Below are 22,505 nucleotides of genomic sequence, written 5' to 3' on the forward strand. Positions count from 1 at the left end.
GAACCCGTCGTGCGAGTGCGCGACCTCACCAAGACCTACGGCACCGCCACGGCTCTGCACGGCCTCTCGTTCGAGGTGGCCGCGGGCGAGACCCTCGGCCTGCTCGGCCCCAACGGCGCCGGCAAGTCGACCACCATCGAGATCCTCGAGGGCTACCGCGACCGGTCGGGCGGTGACGTGTCGGTGCTCGGCGCCGACCCGCAGCACGCCGGTCTCGACTGGAAGGCGCGCCTCGGCATCGTCCTGCAGACCTCCGGCGAACAGGGGACGGCCACGGTGCGCGAGCAGATCGCCCACTTCGCCGGCTTCTACCCGAACCCGCGCGACGTCGACGAGGTGATCGCCGCGGTCGGCCTCGAGGCGAAGGCCGGGGCACGCATCCGGTCGCTGTCCGGGGGGCAGCGACGACGCGTCGACGTCGCGCTCGGTGTGGTCGGCGGCCCCGAGCTGTTGTTCCTCGACGAACCGACCACGGGCTTCGACCCCGAGGCCCGCCGACAGTTCTGGCAGTTGATCCGGTCGCTGTCGGACGACGGGACGAGCATCGTCCTCACCACCCACTACCTCGACGAGGCGGCGCAGCTGAGCGACCGCGTCGCGGTGATCGCGCAGGGCCGGCTCGTCGCCCAGGGGCGACCCGACGAGCTCGGGGACGAGGAGGCGCGCACCCCTCGGGTGACCTGGCTCGACGAACACGGACGGCACGACGTCCGCACCTCCGCACCGGGCGCCCTGGTCGCCGACCTGCACGCCCGCGGAGGCGAACCGCGCTCGCTCGAGGTGATCCGGCCGTCGCTGGAGGACGTGTACCTCGGGTTGGTCGCGACCGCCGAGACCGTCGCGGACGGGGAACGGGTCGCGACCGACGCCGGGGACGCGCCGCGCGCCTCCTCGTCCGGGGTGACCTCGTGAGGACGCTCTCGCTCGGCCTGAGCCGCACCCGGTACGAGGTGCGGGGGTACTTCCGGGCCGGCGACACCGTCTTCTTCACGTTCTTGTTCCCGGTCGTGATGCTCGCGATCTTCTCCACGGCGTTCAGCGCCTCGGGCTCGTTCGGCACGCGGCCGGACGGTTCCGAGGTGGGGGCCGCCGCGTTCTACCTGCCGGGCATGATCGCGGCCGGCATCCTGCTCTCGGGCGTGCAGAACCTCGCCGTCGACATCGCCCTCGAGCGTGGCGACGGCACCCTCAAGCGACTTTCGGGGACGCCCCTGCCGGTCGGGTCGTACTTTGTCGGCAAGTTCGGCCAGGTGCTCGTCACGAGCCTGCTGCAGGTGGCGCTGCTCGTGCTGGTGGCCCGGGTGCTCTTCGGCGTGCCCTTGCCGACCGACGCCGGGTCGTGGCTGACGCTCGCCTGGGTCTACCTGCTCGGCATCGCGACGTCGGCGCTGGTCGGCATCGCCCTCTCGCGCGTGCCCCGCAGCGGGAAGAGCGCCACGGCCGTGATCGTCCCGATCACGCTCGTGCTGCAGTTCATCTCGGGGGTCTACCTGCCGTTCACCCAGCTGCCCGACTGGCTGCAGTCGGTGGCCTCGGTGTTCCCGTTGAAGTGGCTGGCGCAGGGCATGCGCAGCGTGTTCCTGCCCGACACGTTCTCGGCCGCCGAGGCCGGCGGATCGTGGGACCTGCCCGGCGTCGCCCTCTGGCTGGCGGTCTGGCTCGTCGCCGGCGCCGTCGCCTCGCTGCTGACCTTCCGGTGGATCAGGAAGGACACCTGACCCGTGGACGGCCACCGTCCTCCGCCCGATCGGCGACGACCACGACGGCCTCGCCGGCCCGCGGCTGCCACTAGCGTGATCGACATGGACGACACCGGCGACCGGGCGGAGGCCGCGGCCCCCGCCCGGTCGGGAACCGCCATCTCGATGCGCTGGTGGGACGCCGGCCTCGCGATCACGGTCGTGGTGATGGTCGTCCTGGCCACGACCTCGTCGAGCGGCCGGGTCACGGCCTCGTTCGTCGCCGTCGGGCTGCTGGTGCTCACGTGGTTCGCCCTCGCGCGGCCCGTGGTGCGTCGCGCCGTCGCGCTGCTGTCGCTCCCGACCGTGACGGCCGTCGCCGCGCTCGTGGTGGTGGGCGGCGTCACGGTGGCCGCCACCCCCGAACTCGCGGTCGTGCAGGCCTTCCTCATGCCGCTGATCTGGACGCTGCTCCCCGGCACCCGGTCCGCGATCGTCGCCAACGTCTGCTTGTGCGTCGCCATCTCGATCGGGTTCGTCGTCAGCCTGGGGTGGTCGGCCGAGGCCCTCGCGACGGCCGCCACCAGCGAAGGCCTCTCGCTCGTCTTCAGCATCGCGCTGGGGATGTGGATCACCACGATCGCCGGGGTCGGGGTCGAACGCGGCCGGCTGCTCGACGAGCTGCGCGAGGCCCAGGCCGAACTGGCCGCGCGGCACCGCGACGCGGGCACGAGCACCGAACGCGAGCGCCTGGCCCGGGAGATCCACGACACGATCGCCCAGAGCCTCACCGGAGTCGTCATGCTCGCGCAGCAGACCCGCGGAGCCCTCGCGGCCGGCGACCTGACGACGACCCGTGAACGGCTCGACGTGATCGAGGCCGCCGCCCGCGAGGCCCTCACCGAGGCGCGCACCCTCGTCGCGGCGACCGCGTCCACCGGACCGGCGGGCACCGACGTGGCGGCCGCCCTCCATCGCCTCGGCGAGCGCTTCGAGCGGGAGAGCGGAATCGGGATCACGGTCGACGCCGTCGATGTCGACCTGCCCCGCGACCTGCAGGTCGTGCTGGTGCGGTGCACCCAGGAGGCGCTGGCCAACGTCCGCAAGCACAGTGCGTCGACGTCGGCGCGGGTCACGCTCACGGCGACGGACGGGACGGCCGTGCTCGTCGTGTCCGACGACGGCACCGGGTTCGACACGGCGGTCGCATCGACCGGGTTCGGCCTCGACGGCCTCCGCGAGCGGCTCGAGCTGTCGGGTGGCCGCCTCGACGTCTCGTCGGACCGCGACGGGACGGTCGTCACCGCGCAGGTCCCCCGCGCCGCGGTGGTGACCCCGTGACCGCGGGGCCCGCGCACGAGGATGCGACGTCGACCGGGCCCGGAGCCTCGCCGGCGGGATCGCCCGTGCACCGCACCGTCGTGGCCGACGACCATCCGATCGTGCGGCAGGGCATCGCCGCCCTGCTCGCGACGACGGACGACTTCGTCGTGGTGGGGCAGGCGAGCGACGGCTCCGAGGCCGTCGCCCTGGCGGACTCGCTCGAGCCCGACCTGATCGTGATGGACCTCCGCATGCCCGGCCTCGACGGTGTCGAGGCGACCGAGGCCGTCCTGGCACGTCACCCGACGACCAAGGTCGTCGTGCTCACCACCTACGAGTCCGACGACAGCATCCTGCGGGCGATCGAGGTGGGGGCGAGCGGCTACCTCCTGAAGGCCTCCCCGGAGGACGAGCTCGTGGCGGGCCTCCGAGCCGTGGTCGCGGGACAGGTGGCCCTCGCCCCCGCGATGGCGGCCCGTCTCGTCGGCCGCGCACGCAGCGGCGCCGAGCCCGTGCCGCGCCCGACCCCGTTGAGTCCTCGCGAGACCGACGTGCTCGCCCTCGTGGCGGAGGGTTGCTCGAACCGCGAGATCGGACGCCGGCTGTTCGTCGGCGAGGCGACGGTCAAGACGCACCTGCTGCACGTCTTCGAGAAACTGGGCGTCAACGACCGGACGCGCGCCGTCACGCTGGCGCTCGAACTCGGCCACCTGCCGCGCCGCTGAGGATCTCTGCGCCGCGACGTCGGACGGGCACCGCCGCGTCGGACGCACGTGGCCGCGTCGGACGCACGCGGCCGCGTCCCTACAGCGAGAGGCCGAGGAGGACGGGCTCGGGGTGCAGCAGCACGCCGAACTCGGACTGGACCCGCTGCTGCACGTAGCGCGCGAGCTCGGCGACCTCGTCGCCCGTGGCACCGCCACGGTTGGTCAGGGCCAGGGTGTGCTTGGACGAGACGGCGGCTCGCGAGCCCGGCAGGCGGAAACCCCTCGCGATGCCGGCGTGCTCGATCAGCCAGGCGGCGCTGAGCTTGACCTCGGCGGGCGCACGGGGCGCCGGGGCGGCCGGCTCCTCACCGAGTGGCACGACCTGGCGCTCGGGCTCGGGGCCGGTCGGCCACCGTGGCGCGTCGGCCGGCAGGGTCGACGCGTCGGCCCGCGACACGATCGGGTTGGTGAAGAACGATCCGCTCGACGCCGTGTCACGGTCGGCCGGATCGAGCACCATGCCCTTCGCGGCCCGCAGGGCGAGCACGCTGGAGCGCACGTCGGCGACCGAGACCCGGGCCCCGAGCTCGACGCCGAGGGCCTTCGCGAGCTGCGGGTACGCGACCTGCTCGCTCGCGCCTCCGTGGTCCGTGAGGGCGAACTCCACGGCCGTGACGACGCCCCGACGGCCCTGCTTGAAGACGCTCGTGCGGTACCCGAGGTCGAGGTTGGCCGCGGGGATGCGGACGAACTCGCCCGAGTCGTCGTCCAGGAAGTCGACGGCCACGAGCGTCGAGGCGACCTCCTGGCCGTAGGCACCGATGTTCTGGATCGGCGACGCGCCCGTCGAGCCGGGGATGCCGCTGAGCGCCTCGAGCCCCGACCAGCCCTGCTCGACCGTGGAGGCGACGAGGTCGTCCCAGGGCTCACCGGCGGCGACGCGGAGGTGGACGCGGTGGTCGTCGGAGTCGACGCGCTCGACACCCCGGGTGGCCACGTGGACGACCGTGCCGTCGAACGGCTCGTCGGAGGCGACCGTGTTCGACCCGCCGCCCAGGACGTACCAGGGGTCGTCACCGACCGACGCCTCACGGACCGCGGCCAGCAGCTCGTCGGTCGTCGTCGCCTCGACCAGGCGGGCGGGCTCGCCGCCCACCTGCATCGTCGTGAGCTCGGCGAAGGTCGTCACGCCAGCGTCACCACGACCTGGGCCTTGCCCAGCACGGTCTGGCCGCCGGCGGTCACGGTCAGGTCGATGCGCGCCGTGCCGGCCTCGGCGTCGAGCTTGCCCACCTTCGCGACGACGGCGATCTCGGCCCCGGCGGTGGGGTCGACCACGACGGGACGCGTGAAGCGCACCTGGTAGTCCGACACCCGACCGAGCACGCCGGCGTCGTCGCCCGCCCCCTCGAGCCATTCGACGACCGGCTGGACGGCGGTGCCCATCGTGAGCATGCCGTGGGCCAGGACACCGGGGAGACCGACCGCGGCCGCCACGTCGTCGCGGTAGTGGATGGGGTTGAAGTCGCCCGAGGCGCCGGCGTAGCGCACCAACGAGTCGCGTGTCAGGGGGTAGGTCTTCTCGGCGACGACCTGGCCGACCTCGAGGGCGCTCACGCGGCGGCCTCGTCGTCGGCGCGGACGACGAGCGTCGACACGGCGGTGACCACGTGCCGCCCGTCGACGTCGCGCATGTCGGAGGACGCCGTGACCATGGCGTTGCCGCCCAGCGTCTTGACGCTCGTCACGGTCAGGGTGGCCGTGAGCTCGTCCCCCGCGACGATCGGACGCGAGAGCGAGAAGCGCTGCTCGCCGTGGACGACGCGGGAGAAGTCGATGCCCGCGTCGGGTTCGGCGAGCAACTGGGCGAGGGTGGCCTCTTGGACGACGACGGCGAAGGTCGGCGGGGCGACGAGGTCGCCGTGCCCGGCCGCGTGGGCCGCCTCGAGGTCGAACGAGAGCGGGCTCGTCGAGCCGGTCGCGCGGGCGAACTCGCGCACCTTCTCGCGGCCCACGAGGTAGGGCGGGGCCGGCGGGAAGACCCGCCCTTGCAGATCAGGGTTCACGGACACGCGGTCGAGTCTAACCAGCGGGGTACGTCGCCCGGCCCGGTGTCGGGGGCACGGCGTACGTTCACGTCATGAGCGACGCGAACATCGACCCCGACATCACCCCCGTCGACCCGGCAGCGGCCGAGTCCGACGAGACGACGACCACCGACACGACGACCACCGACGAGACCGACCAGGCCGCCACGGCCCGGGAGGAGAACGCGGCCCCCGCACACGGCGAGACGCTCGGCGGCGCCCGCCCCGACGGCGGCAGCACGGCGTCGAAGGACCCCGACGACTGGGTCACCGGGGACGAGCCCATCACCGGCCCGCAGAAGAGCTACCTCGACACCCTCGCCCGCGAGGCCGGCGAAGAGTTACCCGCCGACATGACGAAGGCCGAGGCGAGCGAGCACATCGACCGCCTCCAGCAGAAGACCGGCCGCGGGGCCTGACCCCTCGTCGTCCCCCGGGGCCCGGGCCGATCCGCGAAAGACGGCCCGGTGCCCCTTCCGATCCACCCGTGGCAGTCGTACACTCCAGTCACGTCTGGGATGGTAACTCGACGTGGGCACCCTCCTCTGGCGCGTGCCGGTACTGATCCACCTGCACCTCGAGCGCCGAGGGTGCGACGGGGTGCATCCGAGTCCTCCCCCGACTCGGGTGCACCTCTTCACGTCGCCCACCGCATCGTGTCCTGCCGTCCGGGGCCGACCGACTCGGGGCCGTGCGGCTCCGTCCGTCTAGGGTGAACGGATGATCTCCCCCGAGCCCCCGGTCTCCACCGCCGGCTCCGGTCGCCGCGACGGCCCCGCCTCGTGGACCGCCGCACTGCTGGGTTCGACGCACCCGGGGCCGACGGTGGTGGTGACCGTCCTCGCCGTCGTGCTGGGTGCCTCCTCGGGGTTGCCCCTCGGCCGACTCGTGCTGCTCGCCCTCGCGGTGCTGCTCGGACAGGCCTCGATCGGGTTCGCCAACGACTGGCTCGACGCCGGGCGCGACCGCGCCGTCGGCCGGACCGACAAGCCGGTGGCCCAGGGCCTCGTGAGCGTGTCGGCCGTCCGCCGTGCCGCGGTGGTCTGCGGCGTGCTGATGCTCGTGCCGTCCTACGCGCTCGGGCCCGCAGCCGGCACGGCCCACCTCGTGCTCGTGGCCTCGGGGTGGGCCTACGACCTCGGGCTCAAGCGGACCCCGGTCTCGGTGGTGCCGTTCGTCGTGAGCTTCGGCCTGCTGCCCGCCGTCGCCACCCTCGCCGCGGCACCACCGTCGCCTCCCGCCGGCTGGGCCGTCGCGGTCGGAGCCGTGTTCGGCGTCGCGATCCACTTCACGAACGTCCTGCCCGACCTCGACGACGACGCGCGCACCGGCATCGTCGGGCTCCCCCACCGCCTCGGACGGACCGTCTCGGGCGTCGTCGCGTTCGCGGCCCTGGCCGTCGCGGCCGTCCTGCTGCTCTCGGGCCGGCTGGGCGGCGACTCGTCGGCCCCGGGCCTCGTGGCTGCCGCCGTCGGCACCGCCGTGACCCTCGGCATCGCCGTCGTCGGCGTGCGCCTCGTGTTCGCGGGACGCGTCGACCGGACCCTCTTCCGATTGATCATGGTGGCGGCCGTGCTGCTCGTGGTGCAGCTCGCCCTCAGCGGCGGCACCGTCGTCGCCTGAGCACGCGGGTCGGCGGAGGCGAGCCGAGCCGGCCCGGCCGCAGAGGCCGGACCGCTCAGGCCCAGCGCATGGCGTAGACCGACGCGAGCAGATGCCTGCTCGGAGCCCTCAGCACGGCTCCGAGCGCCAGGTCCCGGGCCCGAGCCGCTCCCCCGCCGACGGGCCGACCGAGGGCGGTGTTCCACTCGGCCTGCCGGGCGGCGCGGAGGGCGGCGCGGGCACGGTCGGCGTCGAAACGGCCGAACGTGGTCGGATCGAGCACCCGGCCACCCCTCCGCTTCACCGCCGCAGCGATGACGGCCTCGAGAGCGTGTCCGTCGAGCCAGCCGAGGTTCATGCCCTGGCCGCCGATGGGACTGATCTCGTGGGCGGCGTCGCCGATCAGCGTGACCCGGCCGACGACCCTCCGGACGGCCAGCCGGCGCCGGACGCCGAACCCGCTCGTCATGGTCGAGGTCGTCGGTTCCACGGGCGACCCCGTGCGGTCCGACACGAGCCGCGCGACGTCGTCCGGTGCGACCGACGCGGTCGCTCCCTGAGCCGACCCGACGTGCACCACGAACCGTCGTCGACCCGCGGGCAACGGGAACGACTCGACCACCCCGGAGCGCTCGAGATGGATCACGGCGTCGGGGCCGTGGCCGGTGGCGTCGGCGAAGTCGCCCATCACGTAGCGGTCGGGCAGGTCCCGGGCCCTGGTGTCGACGCCCAGCGCGGCGCGGACGGCGCTGCGCGTGCCGTCGGCCCCGACGACGAAGCGGGCGGCGACGACCACCGGCCCCTCGTCGTCGACCCCCTCGACGACCACGTCCTCGTCGCGTTGTGCGAGCCCGACGAACCGCACGCCCCGACGGAGCGCGTCGTCCCGCCGCGCGGCCAACCCCGTCCGCAGCACCGCCTCGGTGCGGTCCTGCGGCACCGCCGCGACGAACGGCCACCGCGACGACGCCCGGTCGAACGGCACCACGCCGACCGTCCGCTCGCCGCTCCGGGCGATCCCCCGCCGGATGCGGACGGCGTCGGCGAGCAGGTCGTCCGCGAGGCCGAGCCGGTCGAAGAGGTCGATCGAGGGCGGATGCACGCCGAGGGCGCGCGAGTGCGCCGGATCGTCGACCCGCGCCTCCCAGACGACGGCGTCGAGGCCGCGATCCGCCAGGGCGGCGGCGAGCATCACCCCGACGGGCCCCCCACCGACGATCAGGACGTCATGCGTCCGCACGGCCGGCACCCCCGGGGGCGTCGATGCCGATCTCGCGGACGAGCAGCAGGCGGAAGGGCCACTGCCGGACGACGCGCCACCCCGGCGGAGCCACGTCGACCAGCTCGTCGGCGGTGAAGCTGCGGCGGATCGACAGGAGCCCGTCGACGTGGACGAACGAGCGGGTCCGCCACGGCCAGGTCGCGGCCCGGTAGGCGAGGTACGCCCCGCGGGCCCGCTCGATGTCGGCGTGCAGCACGAGACGGGACGCCAGGCGGGCGCTGTCGTCCAGCACGGCCGCCCGGGCCCCGTCGTCGAGGTGGTGCAGGACGTGGTTCGACACGACCACGTCGAAGGTCTCGCCCGCCGCCACGAGGTCGGCGCTCGAGGCCCGCCGGAACTCGACGCCGAACGGGACGGGGCAGGACGCCGCGAAGGCGTGGGCCCGTTCGTCGGGATCGACGGCCACGACCTCGAGGGCGAGCCCGTCGCGACGGGCCCAGCCGGCCAGGGCGCGCGCGAGGTCGCCGCCGCCGGACCCGAGGTCGAGCAGCCTGGTCGTCACGTCGGCCGACAACAGCGGGCGGAGGCGGCGGAGGTACGCCCGGCGCCACCCCGCCACGAGACCGTTCACGACCGGGAATGCCCGGTAGGTGGCGTTCAGCAGGCCGAGGTCGCAGCCCGGGTCGTCCATCAGCTCGACGAGTCCGACGCCTCGTCGCGACAGGTCGGGCCACCAGGGCGGCCGCACCGCGACCGACGGAGCCGAGGAGGTGCGGGTCGCGCTCACGAGACCGCGCGACGCGTCATCAGCGCGGTCTCGACGGTCAGTCCGGGGCCGAAGGCCATGGCGCCCACGCGCTGCGACGGGGCGGGGGGCCCGGCCAGGAGGTCGGCGAGGATGAACAGGACGGTCGCGCTCGACATGTTGCCATAGTCGCGCAGGACGTCGCGTGAGGGCGCCAGGTGGGCGTCGGTGAGCCCGAGCTGCTGTTGCACGCGGTCGAGGATGCTGCGCCCGCCCGGATGGACGGCCCACAGGTCGACGTCGCCGACGCCGACGCCGCCGGCCTCGAAGAGCGGTGCCAGGGCCGAGTCGATGTGCAGCTCGATGATCTGCGGGACGTAGCTGCTCAGCACCATGTCGAAGCCCAGGTCGCCGATCGTCCACGCCATGTCGGTCTCGCCGACCGGGGTGAGCACCGTCTCGAGGACGTCGAGGTCGAGCACGACGGAGCCCGACGGCGCCGGGCGGGCGGTCACCACGGCGGCGGCCGCCCCGTCGGCGAACACGGACGAGGCGACGATCGAGTCGGGGTCGTCGGAGCTCCGCAGGTGCAGCGTGCAGAGCTCGGCGCAGACGACGAGCACGACCGCCTCCGGATCGGCGAGGCAGAAGTCGCGTGCGGCGGCGAGGGCGGGGAAGGCCCCGTAGCAGCCCATGAAGCCCAGGTGGTGGCGACGGGTCGACGGCGACAACCCGAGGCCCCGGACGAGCAGGTAGTCGGGCCCGGGGGCGAAGAAGCCGGTGCACGACACGCTGATCACGTGCGTGACGTCGTCGGGCCCGAGGTCGGGCGCCGCCGCGAGCGCGGCACGAGCGGCGTCGAGGAACAGCTGGGGCGACCGGTCCGTGTAGACCTGGTTGCGCGCACCCGTGCCGGGTCGGAGGATCTCGTTCGACGCGGCGTCGTAGAAAGTGGGCTCGCCCTCGCGCGGTCGCCGGTCGAGCTCGTCGACGACGGTGTGCCGGGTCTCGATGGCCGAGGCACCGAACGCGGCGCCGACGATGCGCTGACCGAGGCGGCCGAGGCCGGCCTGGGTCGCGAAGATCTCTCGGACGTCGTCCTGTCGGATGATGGTCGGGGGCACCGCGGTGCCGATGCTGCGGATGCTCACGGCCATGCTTCATCGTATGCCCGACGCCCGGGCACGGCGCACCGGTCGCGTCTCGGTGCGCGGAGACGACCCGGCGGGTGACCACCGAGCGTACGGACGACGAAGGCCCGAACTCGTGAGAGATCCGGGCCTGCGGTAGCGAGGGCGGGACTTGAACCCGCGACACCACGATTATGAGCCGTGTGCTCTAACCAACTGAGCTACCCCGCCGCAGGCTGCAGGCCCTGCCGGCATCACACCGGGACGGGACCGAGACAGCCAGAGCCCCGAGTCAGGATTGAACTGACGACCCCTTCCTTACCATGGAAGTGCTCTACCACTGAGCTATCGGGGCGTGACCACCAGGCGAGCGACCGAGGCCGCTGCCGATTGGCACCAGACAAGGGTAGCAGAGCGAACGGGCTGCTGACGCCACGTGCCGACCCGGCCCGCCGAAGGCCCCGCGGGGCAGGATCGACGGGTGCACAGCCTCGAACTCCTGCTCGACCCGGCCTCCGACGGAGCCGTCCGTGACGAATGGCGCGTGCTGTCCGCGGCGGGCCTCCCGTCGCAGGGCGACCACGGCGGGACGTCGAACGCGCCGCACGTCACCCTGGTGGCACGACCCGACCTCGACCCGGCCGCCGACCCGCGCCTCCTGCCCCTCTCGGAGGCGCTGCCGATGCCCGCCGAGCTCGGCGGGCTGCTGCTCTTCGGGTCGCCCCCGCGCGGGCTCGTGCTCGTGCGACCCGTGGTCGTGACGGGAGAACTGCTGGACCTCCACGCCCGGGTGCACGAGAGCCTGGGAGGCGCGGGGGACGTCCCGCACACCACGCCCGGTCGGTGGACCCCCCACGTCACCCTCGCGTCACGCCTCACGCCCGACCAGGTGGCCCGGGCCCTCGACGCCCTCTCCGAGGCCGGCGTCCCGTCGACCCGGCCGGTCGTGCTGTCCCGGCTGCGGCGCTGGGACCCGGGCGCGCGGACGATCGTCCCGCTGGGTCCCGTCGCCGCGGACGGGGAGGCGCATGAGAGGGACGGCGCCGAGCGCTGACCCCGGACGTCAGGCGAGCGGACGCGAGGCCGCCTCGAGCGACGCCAGGTCGCCCTCGGTCAACTCGACCCGGGCGGCGTCGAGCAGGCCCTCGAGCTGGCGGGGGGTCCGGGCGCTGCCGAGTGCGCCGATGACGTTGTCGCGGGAGGCGAGCCACGCGACGGCCACGGCGCCCGGCTCGACGTCGAGACGCTCGGCGATCTCGACGACGACCTCGAGGGTGCCCTGGTTCTGCGGCGTGACGTAGCTGAGGGCCCGGCTGCCCCGGGGAGAGTCCCCGCGGCCGGCCTCGTGACGGTACTTGCCCGTCAGGAACCCGCTCGCCAGGGACGAGTGCGGCAACACGGCGAGGTCGTAGTGGTCCACGATGGCGGCGACGTCGTGCTCGTACTCGCCCCGTCGCACCAGGTTGTACGCGACCTGGACCAAACGGAACGGGTGGAGTCCGTCGCGATCCGCGATCGCGAGGGCCTGCCGGAGGCGCGCGCCGGTGTAGTTGGACGCCCCGGCGCAGAGGATCTTGCCCTCGTCGACGAGCTCGCTGAGCGCGCCCACGGTCTCGTCCAGCGGTGTCTCGTCGTCGTCGAAGTGCGTGAAGTAGAAGTCGACGTGGTCGGTGCGCAGACGGCGCAGCGACGCCTCGACCGCCGCACGGATGCTGACGCGCGACAGGCCGGGGGCGTCGGGGTGCTGCCCGCACTTGGTGCTCAGCACCACCCGGTCGCGGTTGCCCGGTCGGGCGAGCCACCGGCCGATGATGGCCTCGGACTCGCCCCCGGAGTTGCCCGGCAGCCACGCCGAGTAGACGTCGGCCGTGTCGACGACGCGGCCGCCGTCGTCGGCGAACAGGTCGAGCACCTCGAGGGCGGTGGGGGCGCCGACCGTCCAGCCGAAGACGTTGGTTCCGAGCGCGAGCGGGAACGGCCGGGTGCCGGCGGGCAGGTCGGCCGTCACGAGATCGGTCGCAGGGTTCAGGATCGTGCCAATCGTGTCGCGGGTGTTCGTCCCGGAGGTCCCCCTCCGGGCTGTCCTGACCACGACCGTAGCCGATGCCGCGTCGGGGGCCTGCCGTATCGTGGCCTCATGTCCACACGAGATCCGGCCGAGACCGACACGCTGACCCCGACCGCCCCCCTCGAGGGCACCGCGACGACCGCCGACCAGGGCCACGAGTGGTGGCGCACCGCCGTCATCTACCAGGTCTACCCGCGGTCGTTCGCCGACGGCGACGGCGACGGCGTCGGCGACCTCCCCGGCATCACGTCGCGACTCGACGCCCTCGGCGAGCTCGGCGTCGACGCCGTCTGGCTGTCGCCCTTCTACACCTCGCCCCAGCGCGACGCGGGCTACGACGTGGCCGACTACCGCGACGTCGACCCGCTGTTCGGCACCTTGGACGACTTCGACGCCCTCCGCGCCCGGGCCACCGAGCTGGGCCTGCGGGTCATCGTCGACGTGGTGCCGAACCACACCTCGAGCGACCACGCGTGGTTCCGCGAGGCCCTCGCCTCGCCGGCCGGTTCGGCCGCCCGCGGTCGGTACCTGTTCCGTGACGGCCGCGGCCCCGACGGCGAGCTGCCGCCGAACAACTGGCAGTCGGTCTTCGGCGGCCCGGCGTGGTCCCGCGTGACCGAGGCCGACGGCCGACCGGGCCAGTGGTACCTGCACCTGTTCGACTCGTCGCAACCCGACCTCGACTGGACGAACCGCCGCGTGCGCGACGAGTTCGTCGACGTGCTGCGCTTCTGGCTCGACCGCGGCGTCGACGGGTTCCGGGTCGACGTCGCTCACGGCATGGTCAAGGCCGAGGGCCTGCCCGACTACACGCCCCCCGCCGAGTCCGGCAGCATGGGCGGTGGCCAGGGCGAGTCCGCTCCCCCGCCCTACTGGGGCCAGGAGGGCGTCCACGAGATCTACCGCGAGTGGCACACCGTCCTCGCCGAGTACCCGGGCGACCGGGTGCTCGTCGCCGAGGCCTGGGTCGAACCGCTCTCGCGTCTGGCCGACTGGGTGCGCCCCGACGAGATGCACCAGGCGTTCAACTTCGCCTACCTCGAGACCGGGTGGTCCGCCCCGGCCGTCCGCGAGGTCGTCGACGCGTCCCTCCAGACCTTCTCGAGCGTCGGAGCCCCCAGCACCTGGGTCATGAGCAACCACGACGTCGTCCGGCACGCCAGCCGGCTCGCCCTGACGGCCGAGAACCCGCAGGGGTACGGCATCGGGCCGAAGAGCGAGGGGCTACCCGTCCCCGAGCTCGGGTTGGCCAGGGCGCGAGCCGCATCGGCGCTCATGTTGGCCCTCCCCGGCAGCGCGTACCTCTACCAGGGCGAAGAACTCGGCCTGCCCGAGGCCATCGACCTGCCCGACGACTCCCGGCAGGACCCCACGTGGTTCCGCACGGACGGGGAGCGCTACGGCCGGGACGGCTGCCGCGTGCCGTTGCCCTGGTCCGCGACCGAGCCGGCCTTCGGGTTCAACGCGACGGGCGCCTCCTGGTTGCCCCAACCCGCGGACTGGTCGACGTACGCCCGGGACGAGCAGCGGGGTGTCGCCGGGTCGACGCTCGAGCTCTACACGCGGGCGCTCCGCCTCCGTGCGGAGCACGAGCTGGGTACGGGCACGCTGACCTGGCTCGAGGGCTTCGGGCCCGAGGTGGTCGCGTTCCGCAGCCAGGGGGTCACCGTCGTGGCCAACATGGGCGACGTCCCCGTCGAGCTCCCCGTGGGCGAGGTCCTGCTGGCCACCATGGTCGTCGACGGGCCGGCCCTGCCGGCGAACGCGACGGTCTGGCTCGCCACCACGTCGTAGCGGCGACGACGACGGAAGAGCCCCACCTGGCGACAGGTGGGGCTCTTCTCGTGCGTGCCGCGCGGACGCGGGACCACGGCTCAGTTCGTGTTGGCCTGGAGCCAGGGATAGGGGTCGACGGGCACGCCGCCGATCACGATCTCGAAGTGCAGGTGGGCCCCGGTGCTGTTGCCCGTGCTGCCGACCTTGCCGATGATGGTGCCGACCGTGACGGTGTCGCCCTCGCGGACCTCGACCGAACCGGTCTGCATGTGCGCGTAGACGCTGGTGACCTTCTGGCCGTTGACGACGTGGTCGATCCAGACGTTGTTGCCCAGGGCACCCGAGGGGCCGTCGACCTTGCTGACGACGCCGTCGGCGATCGCCTGGATCGGCGAGCCGGCACCGGGGACGAAGTCGAGACCCTGGTGGAACGTCGAGCAGAAGCCGCAGTTGGCCACCTGGCGGGCGCCGAAGCCGCTGCTGATCGGCACGCCCGTCTGGAACGGCCACTGGACCGTGCCGTCGACGTCGTTCGAGAACGTGCTGGCACTCGTCGAGGCGTACTCGGAGACGGCCTTCATCTCGGTGACCGAGTAACCGTCGCGCGAGACGCCGGCCGTGCCGTCGGCCGAGGGTGCGGTCGCCGTGTAGCTCTGGGAGTCGGCGGCCTTCTTGGCGGCCGTCTGCGTGGGGGTGTCGACGAAGAAGGCGTTGGCGGGCACCGAGGTGGCCACGAGCATGGACGCGGCGAAGAGCATGGCTCCGACGACCGTGACGCGCTTGGTGGCGCGTCGGAAGGTCGCCCCGGCGGTGCGGGGCGCGCGGACGGGCGCCTCGAGGCGAGCCGCGGGGCGCTGTGCGCGGGCCTTCGCGGTGCGCCCGGCAGCTGCGGGACGGGTGCCGGAGTCCGCACCGAGACGAGCGGCTCGTCGCGGCGAGACGTGCTCGGTCGCCGCGGACGGGCCAGTCGCGGGTCGGGCCTCGGCGGCGGGCTCGGCGACCACGCGGGCCGCAGTGCTCGTAGCGGCGGCAGCCGTCGTGGTGGCGGAGGTCGTGGTGGCGGAGGTCGTGGGGGCGGCGGAGGCCGTCGTCGTCACGGGCCGGGCCGCGCGGCGTTCGGCCTCACGCGCTTCGCGACGGGTGAGGTAGACGGGGGCGTCGGCCACGACGGGGACGGTCGGAGCGACACTCGGCGAACCGGTGCCCGTGAGGTCGTCGGTGGCGCGACGCGACGGGGTTCCGTCGCCGTCGGGCTCGGCGATCTGCTGGTACTTCGTCACGTGTGATGGGTCCTCGGGGTGATCGGGATCGGACGGTGGGTGCACCGTCGTCTTCACGGCCGTCACTGGTGATCGTGGCGCGAGCTGCGCAGGACTTTCGGAAGGAGCCCTGGCGGAGTGCGTCACGCGATGATCACGGATCAATAACGACCTCTCCAGGGTAGCCGGTCGATGAACGAATGGCTACCCGCATTCGGGTGTCGATGTCGATATGTATCGTTGACCTACGATATGACAACTCGAACGCTGCATGTTCATATCTCGCAGCGAGGGTGCTCAGGTCAGATCCCTGCCTCGACGACCAGGGCGGCGAGGTCCTGGGCGATGGCAGGGGCCGCGACGAAGGTCAGCGACTCGCTGGGCGCCTGCCCGAGCTCCCCGCGGACGACGGCGCCTGCTTCGGCGGCCACGAGCGCGCCCGCCGCGTGGTCCCACGGTTTGAGTCCTCGCTCGACGTAGGCGTCGACCCGTCCTGCGGCGACGGCGCAGAGGTCGAGCGAGGCCGCCCCCAGGCGCCTCAGGTCGCGAACGCGCCCCACCACCCGGACCAGCGCCTCCGCGTGCTCGACCCGACGTGCGGCGTCGTACGAGAACCCGGTGGCCAGCAGGGACGACTCGAGGGAAGCCGGAGCGTTCACCTCGAGGCGACGACCGTCCAGCCACGCGCCGCCGCCGACCGACGCGGTGAAGGCCTCGCCCGACGTCGGGTTGACGACCGCCGCGGCGAGGGTGCGCCAGGTGAGCGGGTCGGGACCGCCCTCGACGACGGCGATGCTCACGGCCCACTGCGGGATGCCGTAGAGGAAGTTGACGGTCCCGTCGATGGGGTCCACGACCCAGGTGAGACCGGTGGTGGAGTCGTCGGGTTCGCCCTCTTCTCCGAAGAAGCCGTCCCCGGGTCGCAGCGCGGCCAGACGGCCTCGGACGTACGTCTCGACCTCTCGGTCGGTGTGCGTCACGACGTCGACGGCGCTGCTCTTGGTGTCGGCGACCACGACCCCCTCGGAGCGGCGGAGGGCCGCGAGCTCGGCGGCCTCACCCGCGACGGCGACGGCGATCTCGAGCAGCTCGGCGGGGGTCGGGGTGACGGACACGGGTCCTCCTGTGGGGGTGGGTGGCCCGGTAACGCAAGAACGGACTCGACGAGCGAGTCCGTTCTTGAGGGGCAACCGTGGCAAGTGAGGGATTCGAACCCCCGAAGGCTACGCCGGCTGATTTACAGTCAGATCCCTTTGGCCGCTTGGGTAACTTGCCATGCACGCCCAGCCCGTGTGATCACCGACCGGAGGCGCCAGACAAATATACAGCCTCGGGAGCCCCCTCACGACCACTCGCCCTCAGGGCCGCGCCGCGCGGGCCGCGGGCCCGCGATGGACCGCGTGGACAGGTGGACTACTGGACGGCGGAGGTGAGGCGGGCGACGTTGTCGAGGACCTTCGAGCGGAAGGGCCGCACGAGCCAGTCGTCGAGGAATAGTTCGCGGCTCGAGGCGCGGTAGGTCTGCTCGACCTCGCGCAGCCGTTCGACGAACTCGCGTCCACGCACCATGACCGAGATCTCGAGGTTGAGGCTGAACGACCGCATGTCCATGTTGCTGGAGCCGATGACCGCGACCTCGTCGTCGATCGAGAAGTGCTTGGCGTGCAGGACGGTCGGCGAGCGGTACAGGAAGATGCGGACCCCCGACCGCAGCAGGGCCTCGTAGTAGGAACGCTGCGCGTGGTAGACCACCGGCTGGTCGCCGATCTCGCTGACGAAGAGCTGCACCTCGAGCCCGCGCTGGGCCGCGGTCGTCACGGCGTAGAGCATCGACTCGTCGGGCACGAAGTAGGGGCTGGTGATGATGATGCGCTCCTGCGCGCTGTAGAGCAGCGAGTTGAACAACCGCAGGTTGTTCTCGCCGTCGAAGCCCGGCCCGCTCGGCACCACCTGACAGTCGATCGTCTCGAGCCGGTCGGCCGTGTGCACGGGGTCGGTCTCGCGGAGCAGCAACTCGTCGGTCTCGCTGTACCAGTCGGTGACGAACAGCGCGTTGATGCCGGCGACGATGGGGCCCTCGAAGCGGACCATGAAGTCCTTCCACTCGAGGCCTCGGCGCTTGTTCTTGCGTTTCTGGTAGCTCTTGTCGACCATGTTCTGCGAGCCCGTGAAGGCCACCCGACCGTCGATCACGAGGAGCTTGCGGTGGTTGCGCAGATCGGGCCGCTGGTACTTGCCCCGCAGCGGCAGCACGGGCAGCATGAGCTGCCACTCCACGCCCATCGCGTCCAACCGGCGTCGGGCCTTGCGGTACCCCGGGTACCCGCGGCTGGCGATGTGGTCCATGAGCAGACGGACCGTGACGCCCCGTCGACGGGCGTTCTCGAGCGCCAGGAAGAACGGCTCGGTCGTGCGGTCGAGGCTCGTGATGTAGAACTCGGCGTGGACGTAGCGGTGGGCCCCGTCGACGGCCTCGACCATCGCGGCCATGGATTCGTCGTAGTCGGTGTGCATCTCACCGGTGTTGCCGCCGACGAGCGGCATCGCACCGAGCGTGCGGTTGAGTTCGACCACCGAGTCGAGCCAGGCCGGCCACGGGTGGTCGCGCTTGACGCGCTCCATGCCCTCGGTCGTCTCGATGATGTACTTGTTGATCTCGGTCTGCTTCTCACGACGACGCGCGGGCAGCTTGGTGCTGCCGATCAACAAGAAGAGGACGAACCCGACGTACGGGATCAGGAAGATCGCGAGCAACCACGCGGTGGCCGTCTGGGGCCGCCTGTTGATCGGGACGTAGACGATCGCGAACACCCGGATGGCGATGTCGAGCACGATGCCGAGAACGGCGATCGTCGGCGCCACCCAGGCGGGTTCGACCATGGACGGGACCTCGGAGTCGTGAGCCGCGCGGTGACTAGCGGAAGTTGACGAACTGCAGGTCGACGTCGAGGTCGGCCTTCTTCAACAGCGCCATGGTCGCCTGCAGATCGTCACGGCTCTTGGACTGCACGCGCAGTTCGTCGCCCTGGATCTGGCTCTTCACGCTCTTCGGGCCCTCGTCGCGGATGATCTTGCCGATCTTCTTCGCTGCGTCCTGCTCGATGCCCTGCTTGAGGGACGCCTCGATGCGGTACTCCTTGCCGCTGGCGAAGGGCTCGCCGACGTCGAGGTGCTTGAGGCTGATGCTGCGCTTGATGAACTTCGACTCGAGCACGTCGAGCACGGCCTTGACGCGTTCTTCGGTGGCGGCCTTGAGCAGCAGCTTCTCGCCGCTCCAGTCGACCGAGGCGCCGACACCCTTGAAGTCGTAGCGCTGCTCGATCTCTTTCTGCGCCTGGTGGAGGGCGTTGTCGGCCTCCATCTTGTCGACCTTGCTGACCACGTCGAAGGAACTGTCTGCCATGGGGACCACCATACCGACGACCGACGAGGTCGGTGACGACCGCGCGCCTCCTCGGTTCCCCCGTCGAGGGGAGCCGAGGAGGCGCGCTGCGGGCGACCGAGGACGTCAGGCGGGCGTCGTCTCCGTCTCGACGGCGCGCGAGACGCGCACCATCTCGTCACGCTCCACGACCTTGACCCGGGCACGCTCGTGCTCGTGGGCCCCGCCGAGGGCGATCTCGTGCCCGTCGAGACGGTGCCAGCCCTCGAGGTCGGTGTACTCGACGCCGCGCTGCTCGAGCAGGGCCGGGATGGCCTCGTCGGACGGGTCGACCGGCTGCCACCAGCTGGCCTGGTCGTTGATGAGGTGCTTGACGGTCTCCATCGCGTCGCTCTTGGTGTGCCCGATGAGGCCGACGGGGCCGCGCTTGATCCAGCCGGTGGCGTAGACGCCGGGGACGATCTGGTTGTCGTCGTCCATCACCTGGCCCTCGTGGTTCGGGATCACGCCACGACGCTCGTCGAACGGGATGCCGTCGAGCGGAGAGCCGAAGTAGCCGACCGCGCGGTAGATGGCCCGGATCGGCACGTCGCGGAGCTCGCCCGTGCCCTCGACGCCGCCCTGCCCGTCGGGCCGGGTGCGCTCGTACCGGAAGGCCGCGACGCGACCGTCGGCATCGCCGACGACCTCGACGGGCTTGGCGTAGAAGTGCAGGTGCAGGCGACGCGACGCCGTCCCCACCTCGCGCTGGCGCCACTGGTTCAGCACCTTGTCGATGACGAACACCTGCTTGTTGGTCGCGATGGCCGTCTTGGACGCCTCGTCGTGGTCGAAGTCCTCGTCGTAGACGATCATGTCGACGTCACGCACCTCGCCCAGCTCGCGGAGCTCGAGCGGCGTGAACTTGACCTGGGCCGGGCCCCGGCGTCCGAAGACGTGCACGTCGGTGATCGAGGACTGCTTGAGGCCCGCGTAGACGTTGTCGGGGATCTCGGTGGGCAACAGGTCGTCGGCGTGCTTGGCCAGGATGCGGGACACGTCGAGCGCGACGTTGCCGACGCCGACGACGGCGACCGACGTCGCGTCGAGCGGCCAGGTGCGGGGGAAGTCGGGGTGACCGTCGAACCAGCTGACGAAGTCGGCCGCGCCGTAGCTGCCCTCGAGGTCGATGCCGGGGATGTCGAGGTCGGCGTCCTTGATGGCACCGGTCGAGAAGATGACGGCGTTGTAGTGCTTGCGCAGGTCGTCCAGCCCGATGTCGACGCCGTAGCGGACGTTGCCGAAGACCCTGATGTCGCCGCTGTCGAGCACGTCGCGCAGCGCGTTGACGATGCCCTTGATGCGGGGGTGGTCGGGGGCGACGCCGTAGCGCACGAGACCGTAGGGGGCCGGCAGCTGCTCGAAGAGGTCGATCGAGACGTCGAAGGCCTTCTCGGCCTTCGCGAGGATGTCGGCGGCGTAGATGCCGGCCGGTCCGGCGCCGACGATGGCCAGTCGCAAGGTGGTCACGGGTTCTCCCTAGATCTGGGGTGGCTCGGCGGGGCCGGCCGGTTGGACGATGGTGCTCGAGGACGAGACGGACGAGGAGGCGCGGCGCCGGTCAGGCGGACCGCTCGACCACGCGGTCGGCGAAGCGGGTGAGCGCCTTCTTCACGGGCCCGTCGGGCAGCGGGGACAGGGCGTCGAGGGCCTCGCGGGCCCACCGGTGAGCCTCGACCCGGGTGCGTTCGGTGACCTCGTGCTGACGGACGCGTCGGACCAGGTCGGCGAACTCGTCGTCGAGGTGGGCCGTCGCGTCGGCGAGCGACGCCGACGTGCCGCCCTCGAGGTTCGGTTCACCGCTCGACCCGTGGGCCGCGGCACGCGTGGCGTCGACGATGCGGTCGATCTCGGACAACAGCGACGACGCCTCGAGGTCGGCCTGCGCCAGCTGCCGCAGGTACAGCACCGGGAGCGTGACGACGCCGGCCCGCAGGTCGGTGCCGGCCTTCTTGCCGGTCTCCGCGGGCTGGTCGGACAGGTCGATGACGTCGTCGATCAGCTGGAAGGCGATGCCGATCTTCTCACCGAACTCGGCGACGGGGGCGAGGTACTCACGCGGTGCCCCGCTGAACATGACGCCGGCGCGAGCGGCGGTCGAGATGAGCGACCCCGTCTTGTCGGCGAGCACGTCGATGTAGTGGGCGATCGGGTCGTCGCCTTCTCGTGGGCCGACCGTCTCGTGGAGCTGACCGAGGCAGAGCCGTTCGAAGGTCTCGGCCTGGAGCAGGATGGCCTCTTGGCCGAGCCCCGACACGATGGTGCTGGCCCGGGCGAACAGCAGGTCGCCGGCGAGGATCGCGACGTTGTTGCCCCACACCGTCTGGGCGCTGGGGACGCCGCGACGCATCTGCGCCTCGTCCATGACGTCGTCGTGGTAGAGCGAGGCGAGGTGGGTGATCTCGGTGGCCTGCGCCGAGGCGACGATCCCGGGGGTCGCGCCGTCGCCCAGCTGGGCGATGAGCAGCGTCAGCGTCGGCCGGACGCGCTTGCCGCCGGCCGCGAGGAGGTAGCGCGTCGTGGCGTCGGCGATGTCGTCGGCGAAGGCGATCTCGCGCAGCAACCCCTCTTCGACGAGCTCGAGCCCGTCGTCGACCGCGGCCACGAAACGACGCTCGGTCGGCGTGGCGAACAGCTTCTCGCCGAGGCCGAGCGAACGACCCAGCGAGTTGCGCTGCGCAGGAGGGGCGCCGGCGTTCACGACGTGGCCCGCTTCGACCGCGAGGAGGAGCGCGCGGCGCCCGACGCCGGCTTGCGACCCCGGTGCAGGGCGACGATGCCGAAGCTGAGGTCGCGGTGGGCGACGCGGGTGAACCCGGCGCCGCGGATCCACTGGCTGAGGACCTGCTGCTCCGGCCACTGCTCGATGGACTCGGCCAGGTACGAGTAGGCCGGGCCGTTGCTGCTGGTGACCTTGGCGACGAGGGGCATGCCGTACTTGAGGTAGGCCCGGTAGGCGGCGCGCAGGAGACCGAACGGCGGAGTGGAGAACTCGCAGACGACGAGGCGGCCACCGGGCTTGAGCACGCGGTTCATCTCGGCCAGCGCGACCTTGGGCCGGTTCACGTTGCGCAGCCCGAACGAGATGGTGACGGCGTCGAACGTGTCGTCGTCGAAGGGCAGCGACTCGGCGTTGCCTTCGACGAACTCGAGCTCGGGGTGGCGTTCGCGGCCGACCTCGACCATGCCCTTCGAGAAGTCGAGGGCGACGACCTCGGCACCCCGCTGCGCTATGGCCGCCGAGCTGGTGCCCGTGCCGGCTGCGATGTCGAGGACCTTGTCGGCCGGACCGGCACCGATCGCCTTCACGGTGGCGATGCGCCACAGGACGGCGTTGCCCGCCGAGAGCACGTCGTTCGTGCGGTCGTAATGGCGCGCGACGCCGTCGAACATCGAGGCGACCTCGTCGGGTTGCTTGTTCATGTCGGCCTTGGTCACGATGGTGGATCCTACCGTCAAGCACTGGGGGTGTCCCGAGTAGGGTCG

At 72.2% G+C, this 22,505-nt stretch carries 21 protein-coding genes, 3 tRNA genes and 1 pseudogene; 8 read left to right on the forward strand and 17 right to left on the reverse strand.

Annotated features, from left to right (window positions below; translation table 11 throughout):
- From ASL10_RS09230 to ASL10_RS09245, 4 genes are all read left to right on the forward strand, one after another.
- A partial coding sequence (locus tag ASL10_RS09230) for an ABC transporter ATP-binding protein (RefSeq protein WP_056046541.1) occupies positions 1–912 on the forward strand: 912 nt, incomplete at its 5' end.
- Complete coding sequence (locus ASL10_RS09235; protein WP_056046543.1) at positions 909–1,718, forward strand: ABC transporter permease; 810 nt, start codon at positions 909–911, stop codon at positions 1,716–1,718. The genes ASL10_RS09230 and ASL10_RS09235, both read left to right, overlap by 4 nt.
- A gap of 84 nt (positions 1,719–1,802) precedes the next feature.
- Positions 1,803–3,020: a sensor histidine kinase gene (locus ASL10_RS09240; protein ID WP_157485354.1), complete on the forward strand. Its 1,218-nt coding sequence runs from the start codon at positions 1,803–1,805 to the stop codon at positions 3,018–3,020.
- Between the two features lie 65 nt (positions 3,021–3,085).
- Positions 3,086–3,727 (forward strand): response regulator transcription factor, encoded by a 642-nt coding sequence (locus ASL10_RS09245; RefSeq protein WP_056047759.1) that lies wholly within the window; start codon positions 3,086–3,088, stop codon positions 3,725–3,727.
- 79 nt (positions 3,728–3,806) lie between these two features.
- On the opposite strand, the gene ASL10_RS09250 is transcribed toward ASL10_RS09245, so the two are convergent.
- The 3 genes from ASL10_RS09250 to ASL10_RS09260 are packed head-to-tail and all read right to left on the reverse strand — an operon-like array spanning position 3,807 to position 5,781.
- Entirely contained in the window at positions 3,807–4,898 is a 1,092-nt protein-coding gene (locus ASL10_RS09250) for a UDP-N-acetylmuramate dehydrogenase (protein ID WP_255350790.1), read from the reverse strand.
- A complete protein-coding gene (locus tag ASL10_RS09255) occupies positions 4,895–5,326 on the reverse strand; it encodes a MaoC family dehydratase (protein ID WP_056046546.1) in 432 nt (143 codons plus the stop codon). The genes ASL10_RS09250 and ASL10_RS09255 overlap by 4 nt, the downstream gene beginning before the upstream one ends.
- A complete protein-coding gene (locus ASL10_RS09260; RefSeq protein WP_056046547.1) occupies positions 5,323–5,781 on the reverse strand; it encodes a MaoC family dehydratase N-terminal domain-containing protein in 459 nt (152 codons plus the stop codon). The genes ASL10_RS09255 and ASL10_RS09260 overlap by 4 nt, the downstream gene beginning before the upstream one ends.
- Positions 5,782–5,996: 215 nt before the next feature.
- Here ASL10_RS09260 and ASL10_RS16555 point away from each other — a divergent pair.
- Both ASL10_RS16555 and ASL10_RS09270 read left to right on the forward strand, forming a co-directional pair.
- A pseudogene (locus ASL10_RS16555) lies at positions 5,997–6,215 on the forward strand (DUF3072 domain-containing protein); the annotation flags it as partial.
- A gap of 301 nt (positions 6,216–6,516) precedes the next feature.
- On the forward strand, positions 6,517–7,419 hold the full coding sequence (locus ASL10_RS09270; RefSeq protein WP_082460314.1) for a UbiA family prenyltransferase: 903 nt from the start codon (positions 6,517–6,519) through the stop codon (positions 7,417–7,419).
- A gap of 55 nt (positions 7,420–7,474) precedes the next feature.
- On the opposite strand, the gene ASL10_RS09275 is transcribed toward ASL10_RS09270, so the two are convergent.
- From ASL10_RS09275 to ASL10_RS09295, 5 genes are all read right to left on the reverse strand, one after another.
- A complete protein-coding gene (locus ASL10_RS09275; protein ID WP_157485356.1) occupies positions 7,475–8,638 on the reverse strand; it encodes an NAD(P)/FAD-dependent oxidoreductase in 1,164 nt (387 codons plus the stop codon).
- Complete coding sequence (locus tag ASL10_RS15990; protein ID WP_235452635.1) at positions 8,625–9,407, reverse strand: class I SAM-dependent methyltransferase; 783 nt, start codon at positions 9,405–9,407, stop codon at positions 8,625–8,627. Before ASL10_RS15990 ends, ASL10_RS09275 begins: the two co-directional genes overlap by 14 nt.
- Entirely contained in the window at positions 9,404–10,522 is a 1,119-nt protein-coding gene (locus ASL10_RS15995; RefSeq protein WP_056046549.1) for a type III polyketide synthase, read from the reverse strand. The genes ASL10_RS15990 and ASL10_RS15995 overlap by 4 nt, the downstream gene beginning before the upstream one ends.
- Before the next feature lie 130 nt (positions 10,523–10,652).
- Positions 10,653–10,726, reverse strand: a tRNA-Met gene (locus tag ASL10_RS09290).
- A 52-nt stretch (positions 10,727–10,778) separates the two neighbouring features.
- Positions 10,779–10,850, reverse strand: a tRNA-Thr gene (locus tag ASL10_RS09295).
- A gap of 126 nt (positions 10,851–10,976) precedes the next feature.
- Here ASL10_RS09295 and ASL10_RS09300 point away from each other — a divergent pair.
- The gene (locus tag ASL10_RS09300) at positions 10,977–11,549 is read left to right on the forward strand and encodes a 2'-5' RNA ligase family protein (RefSeq protein WP_056046551.1); all 573 of its coding nucleotides are present in this window, start codon (positions 10,977–10,979) and stop codon (positions 11,547–11,549) included.
- Between the two features lie 9 nt (positions 11,550–11,558).
- Here ASL10_RS09300 and ASL10_RS09305 read toward each other — a convergent pair whose 3' ends face one another.
- Complete coding sequence (locus ASL10_RS09305) at positions 11,559–12,503, reverse strand: aldo/keto reductase (RefSeq protein WP_157485358.1); 945 nt, start codon at positions 12,501–12,503, stop codon at positions 11,559–11,561.
- Positions 12,504–12,632: 129 nt separating this feature from the next.
- Here ASL10_RS09305 and ASL10_RS09310 point away from each other — a divergent pair, with 129 nt between their 5' ends.
- Complete coding sequence (locus tag ASL10_RS09310) at positions 12,633–14,357, forward strand: glycoside hydrolase family 13 protein (RefSeq protein ID WP_056046553.1); 1,725 nt, start codon at positions 12,633–12,635, stop codon at positions 14,355–14,357.
- 80 nt (positions 14,358–14,437) lie between these two features.
- Here the strand turns inward: ASL10_RS09310 and ASL10_RS09315 are convergent, their stop codons facing one another.
- The 8 genes from ASL10_RS09315 to ubiE form a co-directional block, all read right to left on the reverse strand.
- Positions 14,438–15,619 carry a M23 family metallopeptidase gene (locus ASL10_RS09315; RefSeq protein WP_056046555.1) on the reverse strand — a complete coding sequence of 394 codons (1,182 nt, stop codon included), beginning with the start codon at positions 15,617–15,619 and terminating at the stop codon, positions 14,438–14,440.
- 281 nt (positions 15,620–15,900) lie between these two features.
- The gene (locus ASL10_RS09320; RefSeq protein WP_056046556.1) at positions 15,901–16,713 is read right to left on the reverse strand and encodes an inositol monophosphatase family protein; all 813 of its coding nucleotides are present in this window, start codon (positions 16,711–16,713) and stop codon (positions 15,901–15,903) included.
- A 78-nt stretch (positions 16,714–16,791) separates the two neighbouring features.
- A tRNA-Tyr gene (locus ASL10_RS09325) sits at positions 16,792–16,873 on the reverse strand.
- A 138-nt stretch (positions 16,874–17,011) separates the two neighbouring features.
- A complete protein-coding gene (gene cls, locus ASL10_RS09330; RefSeq protein ID WP_056046558.1) occupies positions 17,012–18,478 on the reverse strand; it encodes a cardiolipin synthase in 1,467 nt (488 codons plus the stop codon).
- A 34-nt stretch (positions 18,479–18,512) separates the two neighbouring features.
- Positions 18,513–19,001 (reverse strand): YajQ family cyclic di-GMP-binding protein, encoded by a 489-nt coding sequence (locus tag ASL10_RS09335; protein WP_056047782.1) that lies wholly within the window; start codon positions 18,999–19,001, stop codon positions 18,513–18,515.
- 105 nt (positions 19,002–19,106) lie between these two features.
- Complete coding sequence (locus ASL10_RS09340; protein ID WP_056046560.1) at positions 19,107–20,489, reverse strand: FAD-dependent oxidoreductase; 1,383 nt, start codon at positions 20,487–20,489, stop codon at positions 19,107–19,109.
- 91 nt (positions 20,490–20,580) lie between these two features.
- A complete protein-coding gene (locus ASL10_RS09345; RefSeq protein ID WP_056046562.1) occupies positions 20,581–21,720 on the reverse strand; it encodes a polyprenyl synthetase family protein in 1,140 nt (379 codons plus the stop codon).
- On the reverse strand, positions 21,717–22,457 hold the full coding sequence (ubiE, locus tag ASL10_RS09350; protein WP_233568365.1) for a bifunctional demethylmenaquinone methyltransferase/2-methoxy-6-polyprenyl-1,4-benzoquinol methylase UbiE: 741 nt from the start codon (positions 22,455–22,457) through the stop codon (positions 21,717–21,719). Before ubiE ends, ASL10_RS09345 begins: the two co-directional genes overlap by 4 nt.
- Positions 22,458–22,505: the final 48 nt, after the last annotated feature.

It is taken from the genome of Frigoribacterium sp. Leaf8, from assembly GCF_001421165.1.
In the GTDB taxonomy this organism is placed as follows: Bacteria; Actinomycetota; Actinomycetes; order Actinomycetales; family Microbacteriaceae; genus Frigoribacterium.